Origin of the sequence: Streptomyces olivochromogenes (assembly GCF_021538895.1) — a bacterium.
Lineage (GTDB): Bacteria > Actinomycetota > Actinomycetes > Streptomycetales > Streptomycetaceae > Streptomyces > Streptomyces olivochromogenes_A.
In genome coordinates this window covers 1-16158 of sequence record NZ_JADDRL010000016.1, presented here as the reverse complement: position 1 = coordinate 16158, position 16158 = coordinate 1, and the positions used below count along the sequence as shown (strand labels likewise).

15 protein-coding genes and 2 tRNA genes are annotated in these 16158 nt (G+C 70.6%); 13 read left to right on the top strand and 4 right to left on the bottom strand.

Features of this window, described 5'->3' with window-relative positions; translation table 11 throughout:
* Positions 1-16: 16 nt before the first annotated feature.
* Entirely contained in the window at positions 17-1114 is a 1098-nt protein-coding gene (locus IPZ69_RS10390; protein WP_235453753.1) for a M48 family metallopeptidase, read from the bottom strand.
* A 104-nt stretch (positions 1115-1218) separates the two neighbouring features.
* Here IPZ69_RS10390 and IPZ69_RS10385 point away from each other — a divergent pair, with 104 nt between their 5' ends.
* From IPZ69_RS10385 to IPZ69_RS10345, 9 genes are all read left to right on the top strand, one after another.
* On the top strand, positions 1219-1380 hold the full coding sequence (locus IPZ69_RS10385) for a hypothetical protein (RefSeq protein ID WP_235453752.1): 162 nt from the start codon (positions 1219-1221) through the stop codon (positions 1378-1380).
* Between the two features lie 121 nt (positions 1381-1501).
* Entirely contained in the window at positions 1502-1666 is a 165-nt protein-coding gene (locus tag IPZ69_RS10380) for a hypothetical protein (RefSeq protein WP_037716950.1), read from the top strand.
* Positions 1667-1806: 140 nt separating this feature from the next.
* Entirely contained in the window at positions 1807-2442 is a 636-nt protein-coding gene (gene nadD, locus IPZ69_RS10375; RefSeq protein WP_235453751.1) for a nicotinate-nucleotide adenylyltransferase, read from the top strand.
* Between the two features lie 16 nt (positions 2443-2458).
* Positions 2459-4144, top strand: a complete 1686-nt coding sequence (locus IPZ69_RS10370; RefSeq protein ID WP_235453750.1) for an LCP family protein — start codon at positions 2459-2461, stop codon at positions 4142-4144.
* Positions 4145-4266: 122 nt separating this feature from the next.
* The gene (gene rsfS, locus IPZ69_RS10365; RefSeq protein WP_235453749.1) at positions 4267-4713 is read left to right on the top strand and encodes a ribosome silencing factor; all 447 of its coding nucleotides are present in this window, start codon (positions 4267-4269) and stop codon (positions 4711-4713) included.
* Positions 4704-5378, top strand: coding sequence for a histidine phosphatase family protein (locus tag IPZ69_RS10360; RefSeq protein WP_235453748.1), 675 nt, complete (start codon positions 4704-4706; stop codon positions 5376-5378). The genes rsfS and IPZ69_RS10360 overlap by 10 nt, the downstream gene beginning before the upstream one ends.
* A gap of 93 nt (positions 5379-5471) precedes the next feature.
* Positions 5472-5544, top strand: a tRNA-Ala gene (locus tag IPZ69_RS10355).
* A gap of 347 nt (positions 5545-5891) precedes the next feature.
* Positions 5892-6065: a hypothetical protein gene (locus IPZ69_RS10350; protein WP_235453747.1), complete on the top strand. Its 174-nt coding sequence runs from the start codon at positions 5892-5894 to the stop codon at positions 6063-6065.
* Between the two features lie 3 nt (positions 6066-6068).
* Complete coding sequence (locus IPZ69_RS10345; RefSeq protein ID WP_006136074.1) at positions 6069-6302, top strand: hypothetical protein; 234 nt, start codon at positions 6069-6071, stop codon at positions 6300-6302.
* Here IPZ69_RS10345 and IPZ69_RS10340 read toward each other — a convergent pair.
* Positions 6281-7537, bottom strand: a complete 1257-nt coding sequence (locus IPZ69_RS10340) for a glycosyltransferase 87 family protein (RefSeq protein WP_235453746.1) — start codon at positions 7535-7537, stop codon at positions 6281-6283. The genes IPZ69_RS10345 and IPZ69_RS10340 overlap by 22 nt on opposite strands.
* Positions 7538-7650: 113 nt before the next feature.
* Here IPZ69_RS10340 and IPZ69_RS10335 point away from each other — a divergent pair.
* Positions 7651-7723 (top strand) — tRNA-Ala (locus tag IPZ69_RS10335).
* Between the two features lie 133 nt (positions 7724-7856).
* On the opposite strand, the gene IPZ69_RS10330 is transcribed toward IPZ69_RS10335, so the two are convergent.
* Positions 7857-9467: an NADH-quinone oxidoreductase subunit NuoF family protein gene (locus IPZ69_RS10330; RefSeq protein WP_235453745.1), complete on the bottom strand. Its 1611-nt coding sequence runs from the start codon at positions 9465-9467 to the stop codon at positions 7857-7859.
* On the bottom strand, positions 9464-10771 hold the full coding sequence (locus IPZ69_RS10325; RefSeq protein WP_235453744.1) for a cytochrome b/b6 domain-containing protein: 1308 nt from the start codon (positions 10769-10771) through the stop codon (positions 9464-9466). Before IPZ69_RS10325 ends, IPZ69_RS10330 begins: the two co-directional genes overlap by 4 nt.
* A 404-nt stretch (positions 10772-11175) precedes the next feature.
* Here IPZ69_RS10325 and leuS point away from each other — a divergent pair, with 404 nt between their 5' ends.
* The 3 genes from leuS to IPZ69_RS10310 all read left to right on the top strand — a co-directional run bounded on the left by leuS (position 11176) and on the right by IPZ69_RS10310 (position 15877).
* Positions 11176-14049: a leucine--tRNA ligase gene (gene leuS / locus IPZ69_RS10320; RefSeq protein ID WP_235453743.1), complete on the top strand. Its 2874-nt coding sequence runs from the start codon at positions 11176-11178 to the stop codon at positions 14047-14049.
* Positions 14050-14224: 175 nt separating this feature from the next.
* Positions 14225-14959, top strand: a complete 735-nt coding sequence (locus IPZ69_RS10315; protein WP_235453742.1) for a hypothetical protein — start codon at positions 14225-14227, stop codon at positions 14957-14959.
* A gap of 72 nt (positions 14960-15031) precedes the next feature.
* Positions 15032-15877, top strand: coding sequence for a DegV family protein (locus IPZ69_RS10310; protein ID WP_235453741.1), 846 nt, complete (start codon positions 15032-15034; stop codon positions 15875-15877).
* The last annotated feature ends 281 nt before the right edge of the window (positions 15878-16158 follow it).

Genomic DNA, 16158 nt, shown 5'->3' with positions numbered 1-16158 from the left:
CCTCGCCGGGCGGAGGTCAGTCCTCGTCGCGCGGCGGGGTGTCCGTCGGCTCCTGGTCCTTCGGCGGGGGCGCGCTGGCGAAGCCGTCGAAGCCCCGGCGGACCCGGCCGCCCAGGTTCCCGGCCCCGCCCGCTATGTCGGTGACCAGCTTCATCAGCGGGTCCTTGGACGTCTTGACGTGGTCGGCGTAGTGCTGAGCCGACTCGCGGAACGAGTCGCTGACCGAGGTGTCCTTGTCCTCGCTGCGCCGCGGGTAGTGCCCGTCCATGATCCGCTGGTAGTCGCGCGACTCGGCCCACTTCTTCAGCTCGGCCGCGCGGACCGTGGTGAAGGGGTGGGAACGCGGCAGCACGTTCAGGATCTTCAGCACGGAGTCGCGCAGGTCGCCCCCGGCCTCGTACTCCTCGGCCTGCTGCAGGAACGCGTCCACGTTCATCTCGTGCAGGTGGTTGCCGCCCGCGATCTTCATCAGGCCGCGCATCGAGGCCCGCAGGTCCTGACCCACGAGCAGCCCCGCCCGGTCGGCGGACAGCTCCGACTTGCGGAACCACTCCCGCAGCGCCGTGACGATCGCCAGGATCGCGAGGTTGCCCAGCGGGATCCAGGCCACCTTCAGCGCCAGGTTCGTCAGGAACAGCAGGATCGTGCGGTACACCGCGTGCCCGGACAGCGCGTGGCCCACCTCGTGGCCCACGACCGCCCGCATCTCCTCCTCGTCGAGCAGCTCGACGAGCCCTGTGGTGACCACGATGATCGGCTCGTCCAGGCCGATGCACATCGCGTTCGGCTGCGGGTCCTGCGTGACGTACATCGGCGGGACCTTCTCCAGGTCCAGGATGTAACAGGCGTCCCGCAGCATGTCGTTCAGGTGCGAGAACTGCTGGTCCGAGACCCGGACCGAGTCGGACAGGAACAGCAGCCGCAGGCTGCGCTCCGGCAGCAGGCCGCTGAGCGCCTTGAACACCGTGTCGAAGCCGCTCAGCTTGCGCAGTGCCACCAGCGCCGAGCGGTCCGCCGGGTGCTCGTACGCACGCGAGGAGATCCCCGAAAAGCGCCTGCGCTGCCTGCTCGGGACGTGCTCGTGCCCCTCGTGCTCGTGGCCGTCGTCGGACATGTCTTCCCCCACGTGTGCGTCAGTGTGTCCAAGTGCCCCCGAAGCAGCGCCCAGCCTAGGCGGAGATACCGTGGACGGGCAGTACAGCCGAAGGAGTCCACGCCATGGAGCACCACCCCGCAGCCGCCTGGCTGCCCGAGGCCGCGAGCGCCGTCCAGCAGCACGGGACGGGGAATCTGCTCCGTGTCGTACTGATCGTGATGTTCCTGGGCTGCGTGCTGACCGCGTGGTTCCTGCTCCGCGGGTACAAGCGTAAGGACGACTGAGCCACCAGGAAGGTTCCCCCGCTCGTCCCCAACGGCGGAGTCGGCGTGATCGGCGCCGGGGCACCCGCTTACGATGAGCCGACATCTTTATCCCGCCCACACCGGATAGGTCCTGCCGAAGATGAGCTTCCACAGCACCGCTGCCCAGTTGGTCACCCTTGCTGCCGAGGGCGAGGAGCACGGCGGCAACCACGAGAGCCTGAACCCGCTCGTCACCGGCGGCGGCGCATTCATCATCCTGCTGCTCCTGCTGTGGATCACCACCCGCTTCAACCGCGACCGCTGAGCCGGGCGGCCCGTTCCCGAGGGGTCTCACGGCCGGGGACCACAGGCCGGGCCGGTAGGGTCTGCACGCATGGGAGAGCAGGACATGCCTACCGGTCCGGCGAATGACACGGCGAACGACATGGTGAAGGCCCCGGCAACATGGTGAAGGCCCCGGAGAACAGGCCCGGCAGCGGCCCCGCGCACACGGGCAAGCGCCGCCTCGGCGTGATGGGCGGAACGTTCGACCCGATCCACCACGGCCACCTGGTGGCGGCCAGCGAGGTCGCGGCGCAGTTCCAGCTGGACGAGGTGGTCTTCGTCCCCACCGGCCAGCCGTGGCAGAAGTCCCACCGCAGCGTCTCCCCGGCCGAGGACCGCTACCTGATGACGGTCATCGCGACCGCCGAGAACCCGCAGTTCTCCGTGAGCCGCATCGACATCGACCGCGGCGGGCCCACCTACACCGTGGACACCCTGCGTGACCTGCGCGCGCTCAATCCCGACACCGATCTCTTCTTCATCACCGGCGCCGACGCCCTCGCCCAGCTGCTGACCTGGCGCGACACGGAGGAACTGTTCTCCCTGGCGCACTTCATCGGCGTCACCCGGCCCGGTCACCATCTGACCGACGCCGGACTCCCGGAGGGTGGCGTCTCGCTCGTGGAGGTTCCCGCGCTCGCCATCTCCTCCACAGACTGCCGTGCGAGAGTCGCCAAGGGCGATCCCATCTGGTACATGGTGCCGGACGGAGTCGTGCGCTACATCGACAAGCGCGAGCTGTACCGCGGCGAGTGAGCCGAGAGGGGCACCGGTGAACGACCGATACGACCCGGGGTCGGGGTACACAGGCGACCAGTACGAGCTCGTCGGCTACGACGAGTACGGACAGCCCGTGTACCGCCAGGTCCCGGCGCAGCAGGGTCCACGGCAGACGTACGACCCGTACGCCGGCGGGCAGGGCTACGGCTACGACCCGTACGCGACGGGCCGGCAGCAGCCCGTGCAGCCGTACGACGGCTACGACACCGGACAGCAGCCGACGGTGCCCACCCACGACCCCTACGACCCGTACGGCGGGCGCGGCCCCGCACCGGCCTACGACCCCTACGGGCAGGCGGCGGTCAGTGGGCAGCAGCCCCGGGTGACCGAGCAGACCGCGCACATCCCGCAGCAGGTCGCTCCCGCCGAGGACCCGGAGGATCTGGGCGCCCGCGAACGGGACTACCACACCGGGCAGTTCGCCTTCGTCGAGGAGCCGGAGGACAGCTCCGAAGACGTCATCGACTGGCTGAAGTTCACCGAGAACCGCACCGAGCGCCGCGAGGAGGCCCGCCGCCGCGCCCGCAGCCGGCTCGTCACGCTGGTCGTGGTCCTCGCCCTGGTCGCGGCCGGCGGCGTCGGCTACCTCTGGTACGCCGGAAAGATCCCCGGCCTGTCCTCGCCCGGCTCCAAGCAGGGCGCGGCGACGGCCGTGGGTGCCCAGAACCGCGACGTGATCGTCGTCCACCTGCACAACACCGGCAAGGGCGGCACCTCCACGGCGCTGCTCGTGGACAACACCACGACCAAGCAGGGCAGCACCGTCCTGCTGCCGAACTCCCTCGCCCTGTCCGGCGACGACGGCTCCACCACGACCCTGGCCAAGTCGGTCGACGACGACGGCTCCTCCGGGACCCGCGACCAGCTCGACACCGTCCTCGGCACCAACATCGAGGGCACCTGGCGGCTGGACACCCCCTACCTGCAGAACCTCGTCGAGCTCGTCGGCAACATCGACATCGACACCAACGCCGACGTCCCCGACCCGAGCGCGAAGAAGAAGGGCACCGGGCCCCTCGTCCACAAGGGCAAGGACCAGACCCTGAGCGGCAAGATGGCCGTCGCCTACGCCACCTACCGGGCCTCCGGCGAGGCCGACAACGCCCAGCTTGAGCGGTTCGGCCAGGTCATGCAGGGGGTGCTGCGCAAGCTGTCGTCCGACGCGCAGGGCGCCACCGTCACCGTGCAGACGCTGGGGCAGATCATCGAGCCGCCCCTGTCCGACAAGAACCTCGGTGTCTTCCTCGCCAAGCTCGCCGACCTCGCCAAGGGCGGCGACTACAAGACGGCCCTGCTGCCCGTCCAGAACGACGGCACCCTGAGCGCCCAGACCAGCGCCAGCGTCGTCAAGGACATCCTCGGCGGCACCGCCAAGAGCCCCGAGGCGGGCTCGGCCGTCAGGGTCTCCGTCCAGAACGCCACCGGCATCAAGGACCGCACCGACAAGGCCCGCGTGGTGCTCCTCAACGGCGGCTTCACCTTCCTGGAGGCCGGCACGGCGTCCAGCGCCCAGGCGCAGTCCAAGGTGATCTACCGGGACGCCGCCGACAAGGAGAACGCCACCGAGGTCGCCAAGACCCTGGGGCTGCCCGCCGGCGCCGTGACGAAGGGCTCGGTCGGCTCCAACGCCGACGTCTCGGTGATCCTCGGCCAGAACTACGACCCGTCCTCGTCCTGACGACGGCAGGCGCACCCCGCGTGACCCTCGTGGCACGCGGGGTGCCCGGTTAATCATATGAGGTGCCCTCGGCGGTCCGTGAGACCCTTGAGGTCAAGTGACCGCCGACGGAAAGCCATGTAGTGACCGCCACCGACCGTTCCATCGAGCTCATCAACACCGCCGCCCAGGCGGCCGCCGACAAGCTCGCCCACGACGTCATCGCCTACGACGTCAGCGACGTCCTGTCGATCACGGATGCCTTCCTGCTGGCCTCCGCACCCAACGACCGCCAGGTCAAGTCGATCGTCGACGAGATCGAGGAGCGGCTCCTCAAGGAGCTCGGCGTCAAGCCGGTGCGCCGCGAGGGCGACCGTGAGTCCCGCTGGATCCTGCTCGACTACGTCGACATCGTCGTCCACGTCCAGCACAGCGAGGAGCGCGTCTTCTACGCCCTGGAGCGGCTGTGGAAGGACTGCCCCGAGATCGAGCTGCCCGCCGACGCCAAGGCCACGCGCGGCAAGGCCGAGGAGCACTCCCGGCTGCAGGCCGCGGAGGACGCCGCCGAGCTGGACGGTGAATGGCGATGAGCCCCACCGGTGAGGTGACCGACCGGAAGGGACGGGGCCGCCGCATCATCCTGTGGCGGCACGGCCAGACCTCCTGGAACGTGGAGCGCCGCTTCCAGGGCTCCACCGACGTCGAGCTCACCGAGACCGGCGTCGGCCAGGCCCGCCGGGCCGCCCGGCTGCTCGCCTCCCTGAAGCCCGACGCGATCGTCTCCTCGGACCTGCGGCGGGCCGCGCACACGGCCGCCGAGCTCGCCACCCTCACCGGCCTGCACATCACCCGCGACGAGGGCCTGCGCGAGACCTACGCGGGCGTCTGGCAGGGCCTGACGCACGAGGAGATCATCGGCCGGTACGGCACCGAGTACGCCGCGTGGAAGCGCGGCGAGCCGGTCCGCCGCGGCGGTGGCGAACTGGAGACCGAGGTGGCCGACCGGGCCGCTCCCGTCGTGCTGCGGCACGCCGAGAAGCTGCCCGAGGACGGCACCCTCGTGGTGGTCAGCCACGGCGGCACCATCCGCACCACCATCGGGCGCCTGCTCGGTCTGGAGGCCGGCCATTGGGAGAGCCTCGGCGGGCTCTCCAACTGCTGCTGGTCCGTCCTGGGCGAAGGCGCGCGCGGCTGGCGGCTGCTGGAGCACAACGCGGGCACCCTCCCGGAGCCCGTCCTCGGCGACGACGACTGAGCGTCGGCGGGCCCCCGCACCCCGGATTTCACTTTCCGGCAGGTCGCAGGCTAAAGTTCTTCTTGTTCGCCCCGCCGAGCGGGAAGAACGCAAGGGGCTATAGCTCAGTTGGTAGAGCGCCTGCATGGCATGCAGGAGGTCAGGAGTTCAATTCTCCTTAGCTCCACGGATCGACACTCTCAGGAGTTGTCAAAGATCGTGACGAAGATCCCGTCCCCGGCAAGGGGGCGGGATCTTCTGTATTCCGTCGGTCTTGTGACGGAACGTCCGAGGATCTCCCCACGCGGGGAGCGTGCTCTTCGGCACACTGGTGCCGATCGGGCTTGAGTCAGTCGGGCCTCCCTGGCGTATACCTCTTCGGAGGCGCTCTCGGCGCGCAGGTCGGCGCCGGTCGGGACGGCCACGGTGGCTGCCGTGTCCGGACTGGTACTGAGGCGTCGCTGACCGTATTGGTCCGGCCGTGGCAGAATCAAACGGCCGGAAGGGGGCGCGGCCCGACAGGAGGGATTAGCGATGCCTGCGAGCATCCTGGAGGAGGGCGTTCACCTCCTCGATGCGGCGTTGATACGGGACACGGCCACCCGCCTCAGCTGCCCTTCCTGCGGTTCGGCCCATGTCGCCCAGGTTCTCGGCGACAACGGCGGAATCTCCTACGTGTGCACGGCCTGCGGCCACAGCTGGAGCTGATCGATGGGTGCACACAGGCGAAAGTGCGACTGGTGCGGCAGTGGAACGCCGATCGTCCGTGACATGGAACCGATCAATCCCGACTACCAGTACTGGTGCGAGGAATGCGCACGGGCGCTGATCATAAAAGGCGACCCGATCGAGACGTACCGCGAACTGGAGGGTGAGCCGATCTACGGCAGGCTCCTTGAGGAGCACTGCACCCTCAAGCGGTTCTATTCCTTCGTCACGGCCTGAGGCGTCGCGGCCTGGCGCGTCACGGTCCGACGCCTCATCGTCCGAAGCCGGCCGGGCCCCGGCAACGATGCCCCGGCGCACGCCAGGAAGAGGCAGCCGGTCAGCGCGTAGAGGGCCGACAGCGTGAACTCGACGCCGTTCTGGTGCAGTTCGCATCGGCCCGGCCGATGCGGCACCCACCACAGGGCGTACGAGCAGAACACCAGCAGCGTGCCCAGGGCCGCCGCCCGGCGGCCGCGCGTCCACAGGAGCAGGACCAGGGGCACGCACCACAGCCAGTGGTGCGACCAGGACACCGGACTGATCAGCAGCGCGGTCACCGCGCAGCCGAGCACCGCCAGGGCCCGCCGGCCCCGCAGTTCCGCCGCGACCGCCACCGACAGCCCCGAGACGGCCACCACGGCCGCCACGGCGGTCCAGACGGCTCCCGGCTCGGGTGTGTGGAGTAAGCGCGCCAGAACGCCGCGCAGGGCCTGATTCGCGGTCTCCTCGGTGTGCCCGACCCGGTCCGCGCGGAACACCATCGCGGTCCAGAACCGCCACGAGTCGTACGGCAGGACGACGGCCGCGAACAGCGTCGCCCCGGCGAAGGCGACGGCCGCCCCGCGCGCGTGGCGCAGCCACGGCCCTCCGTCGCGCCCCCTGAGCCACGCCACCGCGCCCGTGGCGAACAGGAACACCGCGAACAGCGCGGGCGTCAGCTTGACCGCCGCGGCGAGCCCGACGCCGACTCCGGCCCAGCCGGCCCGGCCGTGCGGCGGACGGCGTGACAGATCCCACAGCACCAGGACGGCGAGCAGCAGATTGACCTGTCCGTAGCGCAGCGTCGTCCACACCGGTTCGCACCACACGACGGCCGCCGCGACCCACCAGACGCTCTCCACGCGCGCGTGCCCCACGAGTTTCAGCGACAGCCGCACGAAGGCCACCAGCAGGGCGAGGTTGCCGGCCGCCGCCAGCGTGCGCAGGTGCGTGGTGTCCAGCAGCGTCAGCGGCGTGAACAGCAGGGCCGCGAACGGCGGGTAGGTGGTGGACAGATGGGCCGTGGTCGTCCGCAGCGCGTACAGGTCGCCTCCCGCGCGGACGGTCGCCCCCTCGGCCCGGTACACCATCAGGTCGATCATCGACACGTGCGCGGCCCGCTGCGCGATCCAGAACGCCGTGAACGAGATGAGGCACGCCCCCAGGGCGACCGGGGCACGACGATGGGCTCCGGAGAACGGGATCGCGGTCACGAAGGCCGACACTAGCGCCCGAATCCGTACAGAACGGAAACGGTTTGGTGCAGCACCCCTTCGACCGTGTAATGTTGGCGTCGCCGCCGAGCAAGCCGGGCGGAACAAAACAAGGGGCTATAGCTCAGTTGGTAGAGCGCCTGCATGGCATGCAGGAGGTCAGGAGTTCAATTCTCCTTAGCTCCACAGAAATCGAAGGCGGACCATCCGAAAGGATGGTCCGCCTTCGGCGTGTGATGACCGCTTCGGTGTACGGGGCGGCCGCCCGGTACGACGACGGCGGGCCACCCGAACCGGGTGACCCGCCGTACGTGTGTGCTCAGCGGCCGAGCGCGCGGCGGCCGCGTCCCTGGGAGAGGACCGGCAGGTTGCGCGACGGCGCCTGCGCGCGGGTGTCCTCCTCGATGCGCAGCGCCAGCGCCGGGCAGCGGCGCACCGCGCGCAGCGCCTTCGCCTCCGCGTACTGCGGCACCCTCGCCTGGGCGACGGTCGGGAAGCCGTCGGCGCCGAGCTGGAAGACCTCCGGGAGGATGTCCGCGCACAGGCCGTGGCCCCGGCACAGGGTCCAGTCGACGTAGATCTTCTGGCGGCTGCCGCCGCTCTCTTCCTGCTCCGCGCCGCCCGGGATGCCCGCCGGGCCCTTGCCGCCCTCGAAGAGCGGCAGAACGCCCTCCACGGGCCGTCCGCAGCCGTTTCCGAGGACATGCGCGGCGAGGTCGTCGGTGAACGCCTTGATGGTCGACTCCAGGAACATCGCCGAGCCGTCCGGGTGCGAGCACGCGCCGCGCCGCTTCACGTTCTTCGCGACCTGCTTGAGCGCCTCAAGGGCGGCCGGTCCGCCGCCGTTGAGGATGTCCTCCATGCCGCGCGCGGCGGCGGGCAGCCCGAGGTAGCACGGGCCGCACTGGCCCGCGCTCTCCTCGGCCAGCCACTGGGCCACCCGCAGCGACTCGCCCAGCGGACAGGTCTCCTGAGTGATCGGCAGAATGGCGCCGGCGCCGAGCGCGCCGCCCACCGCGTCCAGCGAGTTGCGGGAGACGATCGCCTCGTTGACGGTCGCGGCGTCGATCCACTTGCCGTGGTAGCCGCCGGTCAGGACGCCCTGGGGGACCGGCGGGGCGCCGGCCAGCTGCAGGACGTAGCGCAGCGGCACGCCCGTGGGGACCTCGATCACCATCGGGCGGGCGACCGCGCCGGAGACCGTCAGCATGACGGTGCCCGGCTCGTCGTACAGACCGGTGTTGCCGTAGCGCTCGGGGCCGATGCGGGCGGCGATCGCCAGCTGGGCGAAGGTCTCGGCGTTCGACAGCAGCGTGGGGGCCCCGCCCACACCGCTCTGCGAGGCGCTGATCTTGCGGCCGGGCGGGATCGCCGGGCCGCCGTCGATGGAACGGACCAGCGACGCGGCGGCGCCGGTGACCATCCGCACCGGGTTGCGCTGCACGCTCGCGCGCAGCGCCGACCGGCGGCTGTTGCTCAGGCCGCGCTCGGAGAGCGCGGCCTCCATGGAGCGCTGGGTCGACTCACGGGTGACGCCCACCACGAGCGTGCGCGCACCCAGGGCCTCCGCGCACAGCAGCGCGCCGTCCAGGATGAGATGCGGGGCACGGTTGATGAGCACCGTGTCCTTGCGGCAGGCCGGCTCGTCCTCGCTTCCGTTGACGACGACGACCGGCCGGACGCCGCGCTTGATCGCCGCTTCGGCGACCGAGCGCAGCTTCTTGTGGAAGGGGAAGCCCGCGCCGCCGCGGCCCTTCAGGTTGATGCGTTCGGCGAGCTGCGCGAGCTGCTCGCCACCCATCGGTTCGAGCGGCCCGTGCACCTTCAGGTGCATGGGCAGATCGAGCCGTTCGACAAGGTCGAAGCCCGACGTGAGCTGCGGAAGGCCGACCACGCGGACTTCTGGTACGTCGGGCAGGGCCTCGTTCACCTATAGCCTCCGGAAGGCGTGTTCCAAGGTTCGCCCGAACCCGGCGCGTCGTAGGGCGCACCGGGGGATGGTTCATTGGCGGGACCGCTGTTGTACGTGTCGTTCGTGTTGTACGTGCCGTAGAGGTTGTTCGTCTCACCGGTGTCGTACATGTCACTTCCGCCGTACCCGCCACTGCCCGGATTGCCGTAGACGGGGATGTTGTATCCGGTGTCCTGGAGGGGGTCGTAGGCCGACGGGGGCGCCTCGCCGACCGGCGGCGGGGACGGGATCGGCCAGCTGCCGGAGGTGCTGGAGGGGCCGTCCATGCGCGGCATCGCCTCGGTGGGCCGCATGTCCATCGGCAGGTCCATGCGCGCCGTCTGGTCGGCCGCGTAGGGCTGGCGGGGCCGCGACGGCGACTGGACCGCCCGGTAGGCGGCCGCGAAGCCGGACGCCGGCTCGGCGGCCGCGGCGGCTCCGTAGCCGGCCGCCGCGGGGGAGGCCGCCGTGTCCGTGTACGAGGACCTCGCGGAGCGCTGGTTCTCGTAGCCCGGCAACGCAGATGAAGCTGCCGAGGCGGACCCGGCCTCCGCGACCCTGGCCCGGCTGGCGTCCAGGTCCTCGCGGCCCACCCGCTCCTCGGAGCCGATGAGCGCGACGATCCGGTCGGCGACCTTGCGCTTGAACGGGCGCGGCGCGGCCCGCAGCGCGAGCGCCGCCATGACTCCGACCAGGCACAGCTCGTACGACACCATGAAGAACGCCTTCGCGGGGCGGCCCGCGAACAGGCCGTGGATCAGGGCCGCGCACAGGGCCGGGTAGGCCAGCATGTGCATCGCGCGCCAGCGCGCCGCCACCGGCGCCGGGGAGGCGAACTGGTTGCGCAGCGCGCCCGTGACGCCCACGAAGATCATGAGCAGGCCGGCCAGGGAGCCGAGGCCGATCAGCCCCGCGCTGCCCTTGACGCCGAGGCTGAAGGGGATCAGCGCGGCGATCAGGACCGTGTGGTCGAGTGCCAGCTTGATCGTGATGTGCACCAGGAGGAAGGCGATCGAGGCGACGGCGGTCACCCGGTGGATGCCCTGGGCGACGATCCGCTGGCGGGTGTTGAGGATGAGCCGGTCCTGGGCGACGAGGCCCCAGATCACCGAGCAGGTGAGGCTGACCAGGCACAGGACTCCCGCACCGAAGTTCAGGAAGTCCTGGAGCCAGCCGCCGCCGTTCAGCACCACCACGGGTATGAGCAGCAGGACGACAGCCGAGGCCACCCCATAGGCCGAGCGGCCGGGCTTGGGGAGCGAGCTGTTACTACGAGGGTTCATGGGGGCAACTCCGAGCAGTTCGGGAAGGCGGTCCCGGTGCCGAACTCTAAGTGGCGCCATACCGATCAGTACGAGCTTTGAGTTATTGCGTTGTTATCAACGGACAATGTGGCCGCCGTGGCGTCCCTTACTGGGTGTTACGCGAAGTAACCTTTGACTTTCGTTCAGTACTGGTTGTGTCAACCAGACATACGGAAGCGCGTCGCGGCTTGCTCAAGGGCTGCGGTACCCTGACGCCATGTGTGCCGTACGCCTTCTGCTTAGCGAGCCGCGCTGATCAATCCCGACCACCGGGTGAATCGGATGGTCGGCATCGGCGCGGCGTCCCCTCCTGTGCGAGGGGATTTTTCGTTTCCAGGGAATCGCAGCCGCCGGCAGAGACGATCGATGGAGCTTTGAGGATCATGAGCGAGACGAACCCCGCCGCCACCGCCGAGGTGGCGGCGCCGCACCGCTACACGGCCGCCATGGCGGCCGAGATCGAGGCACGCTGGCAGGACTTCTGGGACGCCGAGGGCACGTACGCGGCGCCGAACCCCAGCGGTGACCTGGCCGGCGACCCCGAGGTGGTCGCCAGGCCCAAGAAGTTCATCATGGACATGTTCCCGTACCCCTCCGGTGCGGGTCTGCACGTCGGTCACCCCCTGGGCTACATCGCCACCGACGTCTTCGCCCGCTTCCAGCGGATGACCGGCCACAACGTCCTGCACACCCTGGGCTTCGACGCCTTCGGCCTGCCGGCCGAGCAGCACGCCGTGCAGACCGGCGAGCACCCCCGCGTCACCACCGAGGCGGCCATCAACAACATGAAGTCCCAGCTGCGCCGGCTGGGCCTGGGCCACGACAAGCGCCGGTCGTTCGCCACGATCGACCCGGACTACTACAAGTGGACCCAGTGGATCTTCCTGCAGATCTTCAACTCCTGGTACGACGACGAGGCGAACAAGGCCCGGCCGATCGCCGAGCTGATCGCCCAGTTCGAGTCCGGTGAGCGTGGCGTCCCGGGCCACGCGCGCGCGTGGAACGAACTGAGCGCCGCCGAGCGCGCCGACGTGCTGAGCGAGTTCCGCCTGGCGTACGCCTCCGACGCGCCCGTCAACTGGTGCCCCGGCCTGGGCACCGTGCTGGCCAACGAGGAGGTCACCGCCGACGGCCGCTCCGAGCGCGGCAACTTCCCCGTCTTCAAGGCCAAGCTGCGCCAGTGGAACATGCGCATCACGGCCTACGCCGACCGGCTGCTGGAGGACCTGGCGGAGCTGGACTGGCCCGAGGCCATCAAGCTGCAGCAGCGCAACTGGATCGGCCGCTCCGAGGGTGCCCGCGTCGACTTCCCGATCGACGGCGAGCACATCACGGTCTTCACCACCCGCCCGGACACCCTGTTCGGCGCGACCTACATGGTGCTGGCCCCCGAGCACCCGCTGGTCGAGAAGTTCACCCCGCAGGCCTGGCCCGAGGGCACCCACGCGGTGTGGACCGGCGGCCACGCGACCCCGGCCGAGGCCGTCGCCGCGTACCGCGCGCAGGCCGGCGCCAAGTCCGACGTGGAGCGGCAGGCCGAGGCCAAGGACAAGACCGGCGTCTTCACCGGCGCGTACGCCACCAACCCGGTCAACGGCGAGCGGGTCCCCGTCTTCATCGCCGACTACGTGCTGATGGGCTACGGCACCGGCGCGATCATGGCCGTCCCGGCGGGCGACCAGCGCGACTTCGAGTTCGCGCGCGCCTTCGAGCTGCCGATCCACTGCATCGTCGAGCCGACCGACGGCCGCGGCACCGACACCTCCACGTGGGAGGACGCCTTCTCGTCGTACGACGCGAAGATCATCAACTCCTCCAACGACGACATCAAGCTGGACGGCCTGGGCGTCGCCGACGCCAAGGCGCGCATCACCGAGTGGCTGGAACGCAAGGGCATCGGCCAGGGCACGGTCAACTTCCGCCTGCGCGACTGGCTGTTCAGCCGCCAGCGCTACTGGGGCGAGCCCTTCCCGATCGTCTACGACGAGGACGGCATCGCCCACTCGCTGCCCGAGTCGATGCTGCCCCTGGAGCTGCCCGAGGTCGAGGACTACTCGCCGCGCACCTTCGACGCGGACGACGCCGACACCCGGCCCGAGACCCCGCTGTCGCGCAACGAGGAGTGGGTCAACGTCACCCTGGACCTGGGCGACGGACCGAAGAAGTACCGCCGCGAGACCAACACCATGCCCAACTGGGCCGGTTCCTGCTGGTACGAGCTGCGCTACCTGGACCCGCACAACGGCGAGAAGCTGGTCGACCCCGAGATCGAGCGGTACTGGATGGGCCCGCGCGCGGGTCAGCCGCACGGCGGTGTCGACCTGTACGTCGGCGGCGCCGAGCACGCCGTGCTGCACCTGCTGTACGCCCGCTTCTGGTCCAAGGTCCTGTACGACCTGGGGCACGTCTCCTCCGCGGAGCCGTTCCACAAGCTGTTCAACCAGGGCATGATCCAGGCCTACGTCTACCGCGACAGCCGTGGCATCGCGGTGCCCGCCGCCGAGGTGGAGGAGCGCGACGGCGCCTACTACTACGAGGGCGAGAAGGTCTCCCGTCTGCTGGGCAAGATGGGCAAGTCCCTGAAGAACGCGGTGACTCCGGACGAGATCGCCGCCGAGTACGGCGCCGACACGCTGCGCCTGTACGAGATGGCGATGGGCCCGCTGGACGTCTCCCGCCCCTGGGACACCCGCGCGGTGGTCGGCCAGTTCCGGCTGCTGCAGCGGCTGTGGCGCAACATCGTCGACGAGGCGACCGGCGAGGTCACCGTCTTTGACGCCGAGCCCGACGAGGACGCGCTGCGCGCCCTGCACAAGGCGATCGACGGCGTGCGCCAGGACCTGGAGGGCCTGCGCTTCAACACGGCCATCGCCAAGGTCACCGAGCTGAACAACCACCTGACCAAGGCGGGCGGAGCCCTGCCGCGCTCGGTCGCCGAGCCGCTGGTCCTGATGGTCGCGCCGCTGGCCCCGCACATCGCCGAGGAGCTGTGGCGCAGGCTGGGCCACACCGACACGGTCGTCCACCAGGACTTCCCGGTCGCCGACCCGGCCTACGTCGTCGACGAGACCGTGACCTGCGTCGTGCAGATCAAGGGCAAGGTCAAGGCCCGCCTGGAGGTCCCGCCGGCCATCTCCGACGAGGAGCTGGAGAAGGTGGCGCTGGCCGACGAGGCCGTCGTACGGGCGCTGGGCGGCGCGGGCATCCGCAAGGTGATCGTGCGGGCGCCGAAGCTGGTGAACATCGTCCCGGCGTAAGCGTCACGCGGCCCGGCGCAGGTGTCCGGGCCACCCGCGGCCGACTGCCTCGGGGTAGTCCCCTACGGGCAGGTTCGGGGTTCTTCCGGAACTCCGGGCCTGCCCGTTGCGTTTACCGTGGAGGAGCACGAAACGCCGTGCGAGGCGTGACGTGGCAGTCCCGAGGAGGAGCGTCGTGGAAGCAGTGATCACCGTGTTCGCCCTGCTCTTCCTGCTGTTCGTGGTCCTCGGCACCGTCGCCGCGGTCAAGGTGATCGGCGCCGCCAAGCGCGGCGTGGACCGCACGATCACGCAGGCCCGCCGCACCGTGGAGGACCACACGCTGCGCGCCAAGTCCTTCGCCCAGACCGGACCGGCGGCCGAGATCGTCCAGCTCCGGCTCGCCCTGCGCACCTCGATGCGCGCCACCCAGGAAGCGCTGCGGGCCGGCGTCACCGAGGACGAGTCGCTGCGCGAGTCCCTCGGCCTCTTCCAGCGCCTCAGCGCGCACGGACACGAACTGGACGGCGAGCTCAAGCGCCTGGAGTCCGAACCGGACCGCGCCACCCTCGCCGCCCGCCTGCCGGACCTGCGTCGACGCACCGAGCGCATCACCGAGTCCGCGGACTCCCTGCGCTGGGCCGCCCGCGACCGGGCCCACCGCTTCGCCGAGGACGACCTGGACGCCCTGAGCGCACAGATCGACGTGGAGACCGGCGCGCTGCGGCACTGGACCCGCGCGGACACCCCGGACGCGTTCCCGCAGTGGCCCGAGGCCGCCGAGACCGAGGAGCCGGCCGGACAGCAGACCTGGTCGGAGACCCCGGGCTCGCGCACCGCCGACGAACCGACCCGGACCGCCATCACCCCGCCCGGCCCGCGTCCCGCCTACCCGTGGCAGAAGAAGACCCGCCCCGAGAGCACGACTTGATCCGGCCGCTCCCGGCCCTGGTGAGAGGGGCCGGGCTGCCGTCCGGGCGCTACGGCAGGTAACCTCCAGCTCATGTCCCGCCATGTCGCGATCGTCACCGATTCAACGGCCTACCTGCCGCCGCGGACGATGGAGCGCCACGGCATCACAGCGGTGCCCCTGACGGTGGTCCTCGGCGACCAGGCGCTCGAAGAGGGCACGGAGATCTCGACCCGTTCGCTCGCCCAGGCCCTGCAGAAGCGCCGCCCGGTCACGACGTCCCGGCCCAGCCCGCAGGAGTTCGCGGAGACCTACCGCAGGGTCGCCGAGTCCGGGGCCACCGGCATCGTCTCACTGCACCTGTCCGCCGAGTTGTCGGGCACCTACGACGCCGCCGTCGTCGCGTCGCGCGAGGCGCCGGTGCCGGTACGGGTGGTGGACACCGGGATGGTCGCCATGGCGCTCGGCTTCTGCGCACTCGCCGCGGCCGAGGCTGCGGAGTCGGGCGGCACGGTGGACGAGGCCGTGACCGCGGCGGAGAAGCGGGCCGCGGGCACCTCCGCCTACTTCTACGTCGACACCCTCGACTACCTCCGCCGGGGTGGCCGCATCGGTGCCGCACAGGCCCTGCTGGGCTCCGCGCTCGCCGTGAAACCGCTGCTGCAGCTGGACGGCGGCCGCATCGAACTCCTGGAGAAGGTCCGTACGGCGTCCAAGGCGATCGCCCGCCTCGAGGAGATCGCGGCCGACCGGGCGGGCACCGCCGAGGTCGACATCGCCGTCCACCATCTCGCCGCCCCCGACCGGGCGTCCGCCCTCGCCGACCGGTTGCGGGCCCGGGTACCGGGGCTCGCCGAGCTGCATGTGAGCGAGGTCGGGGCGGTGATCGGGGCGCACACGGGGCCCGGGTTGTTGGGGGCGGTTGTTTCGCCCCGGTAGCGCGGGCCGCCGAGGAGGCCCGTGTGGGTGACGGAGTTGTCCACAACTGGGTGACTGTCCCCCGGAATTGAGCAAGATCATCGCGATGGGGCGAGTTGTCCGATCCTCGTTCCATGGCACTTCGATCACGCTCACGCATGTCGCCCGCGACCAGCGGCCCCGGCCGCGATCCCGCCTCCGACGGCCGCACCCGCCACCGCCGCCCACCGACCTGCCACCGCGCCCGCGCCCGACACCGCCCCGCGCCCGCGGAGGAACTGCGCCGCCGCGCGGAACTGCTC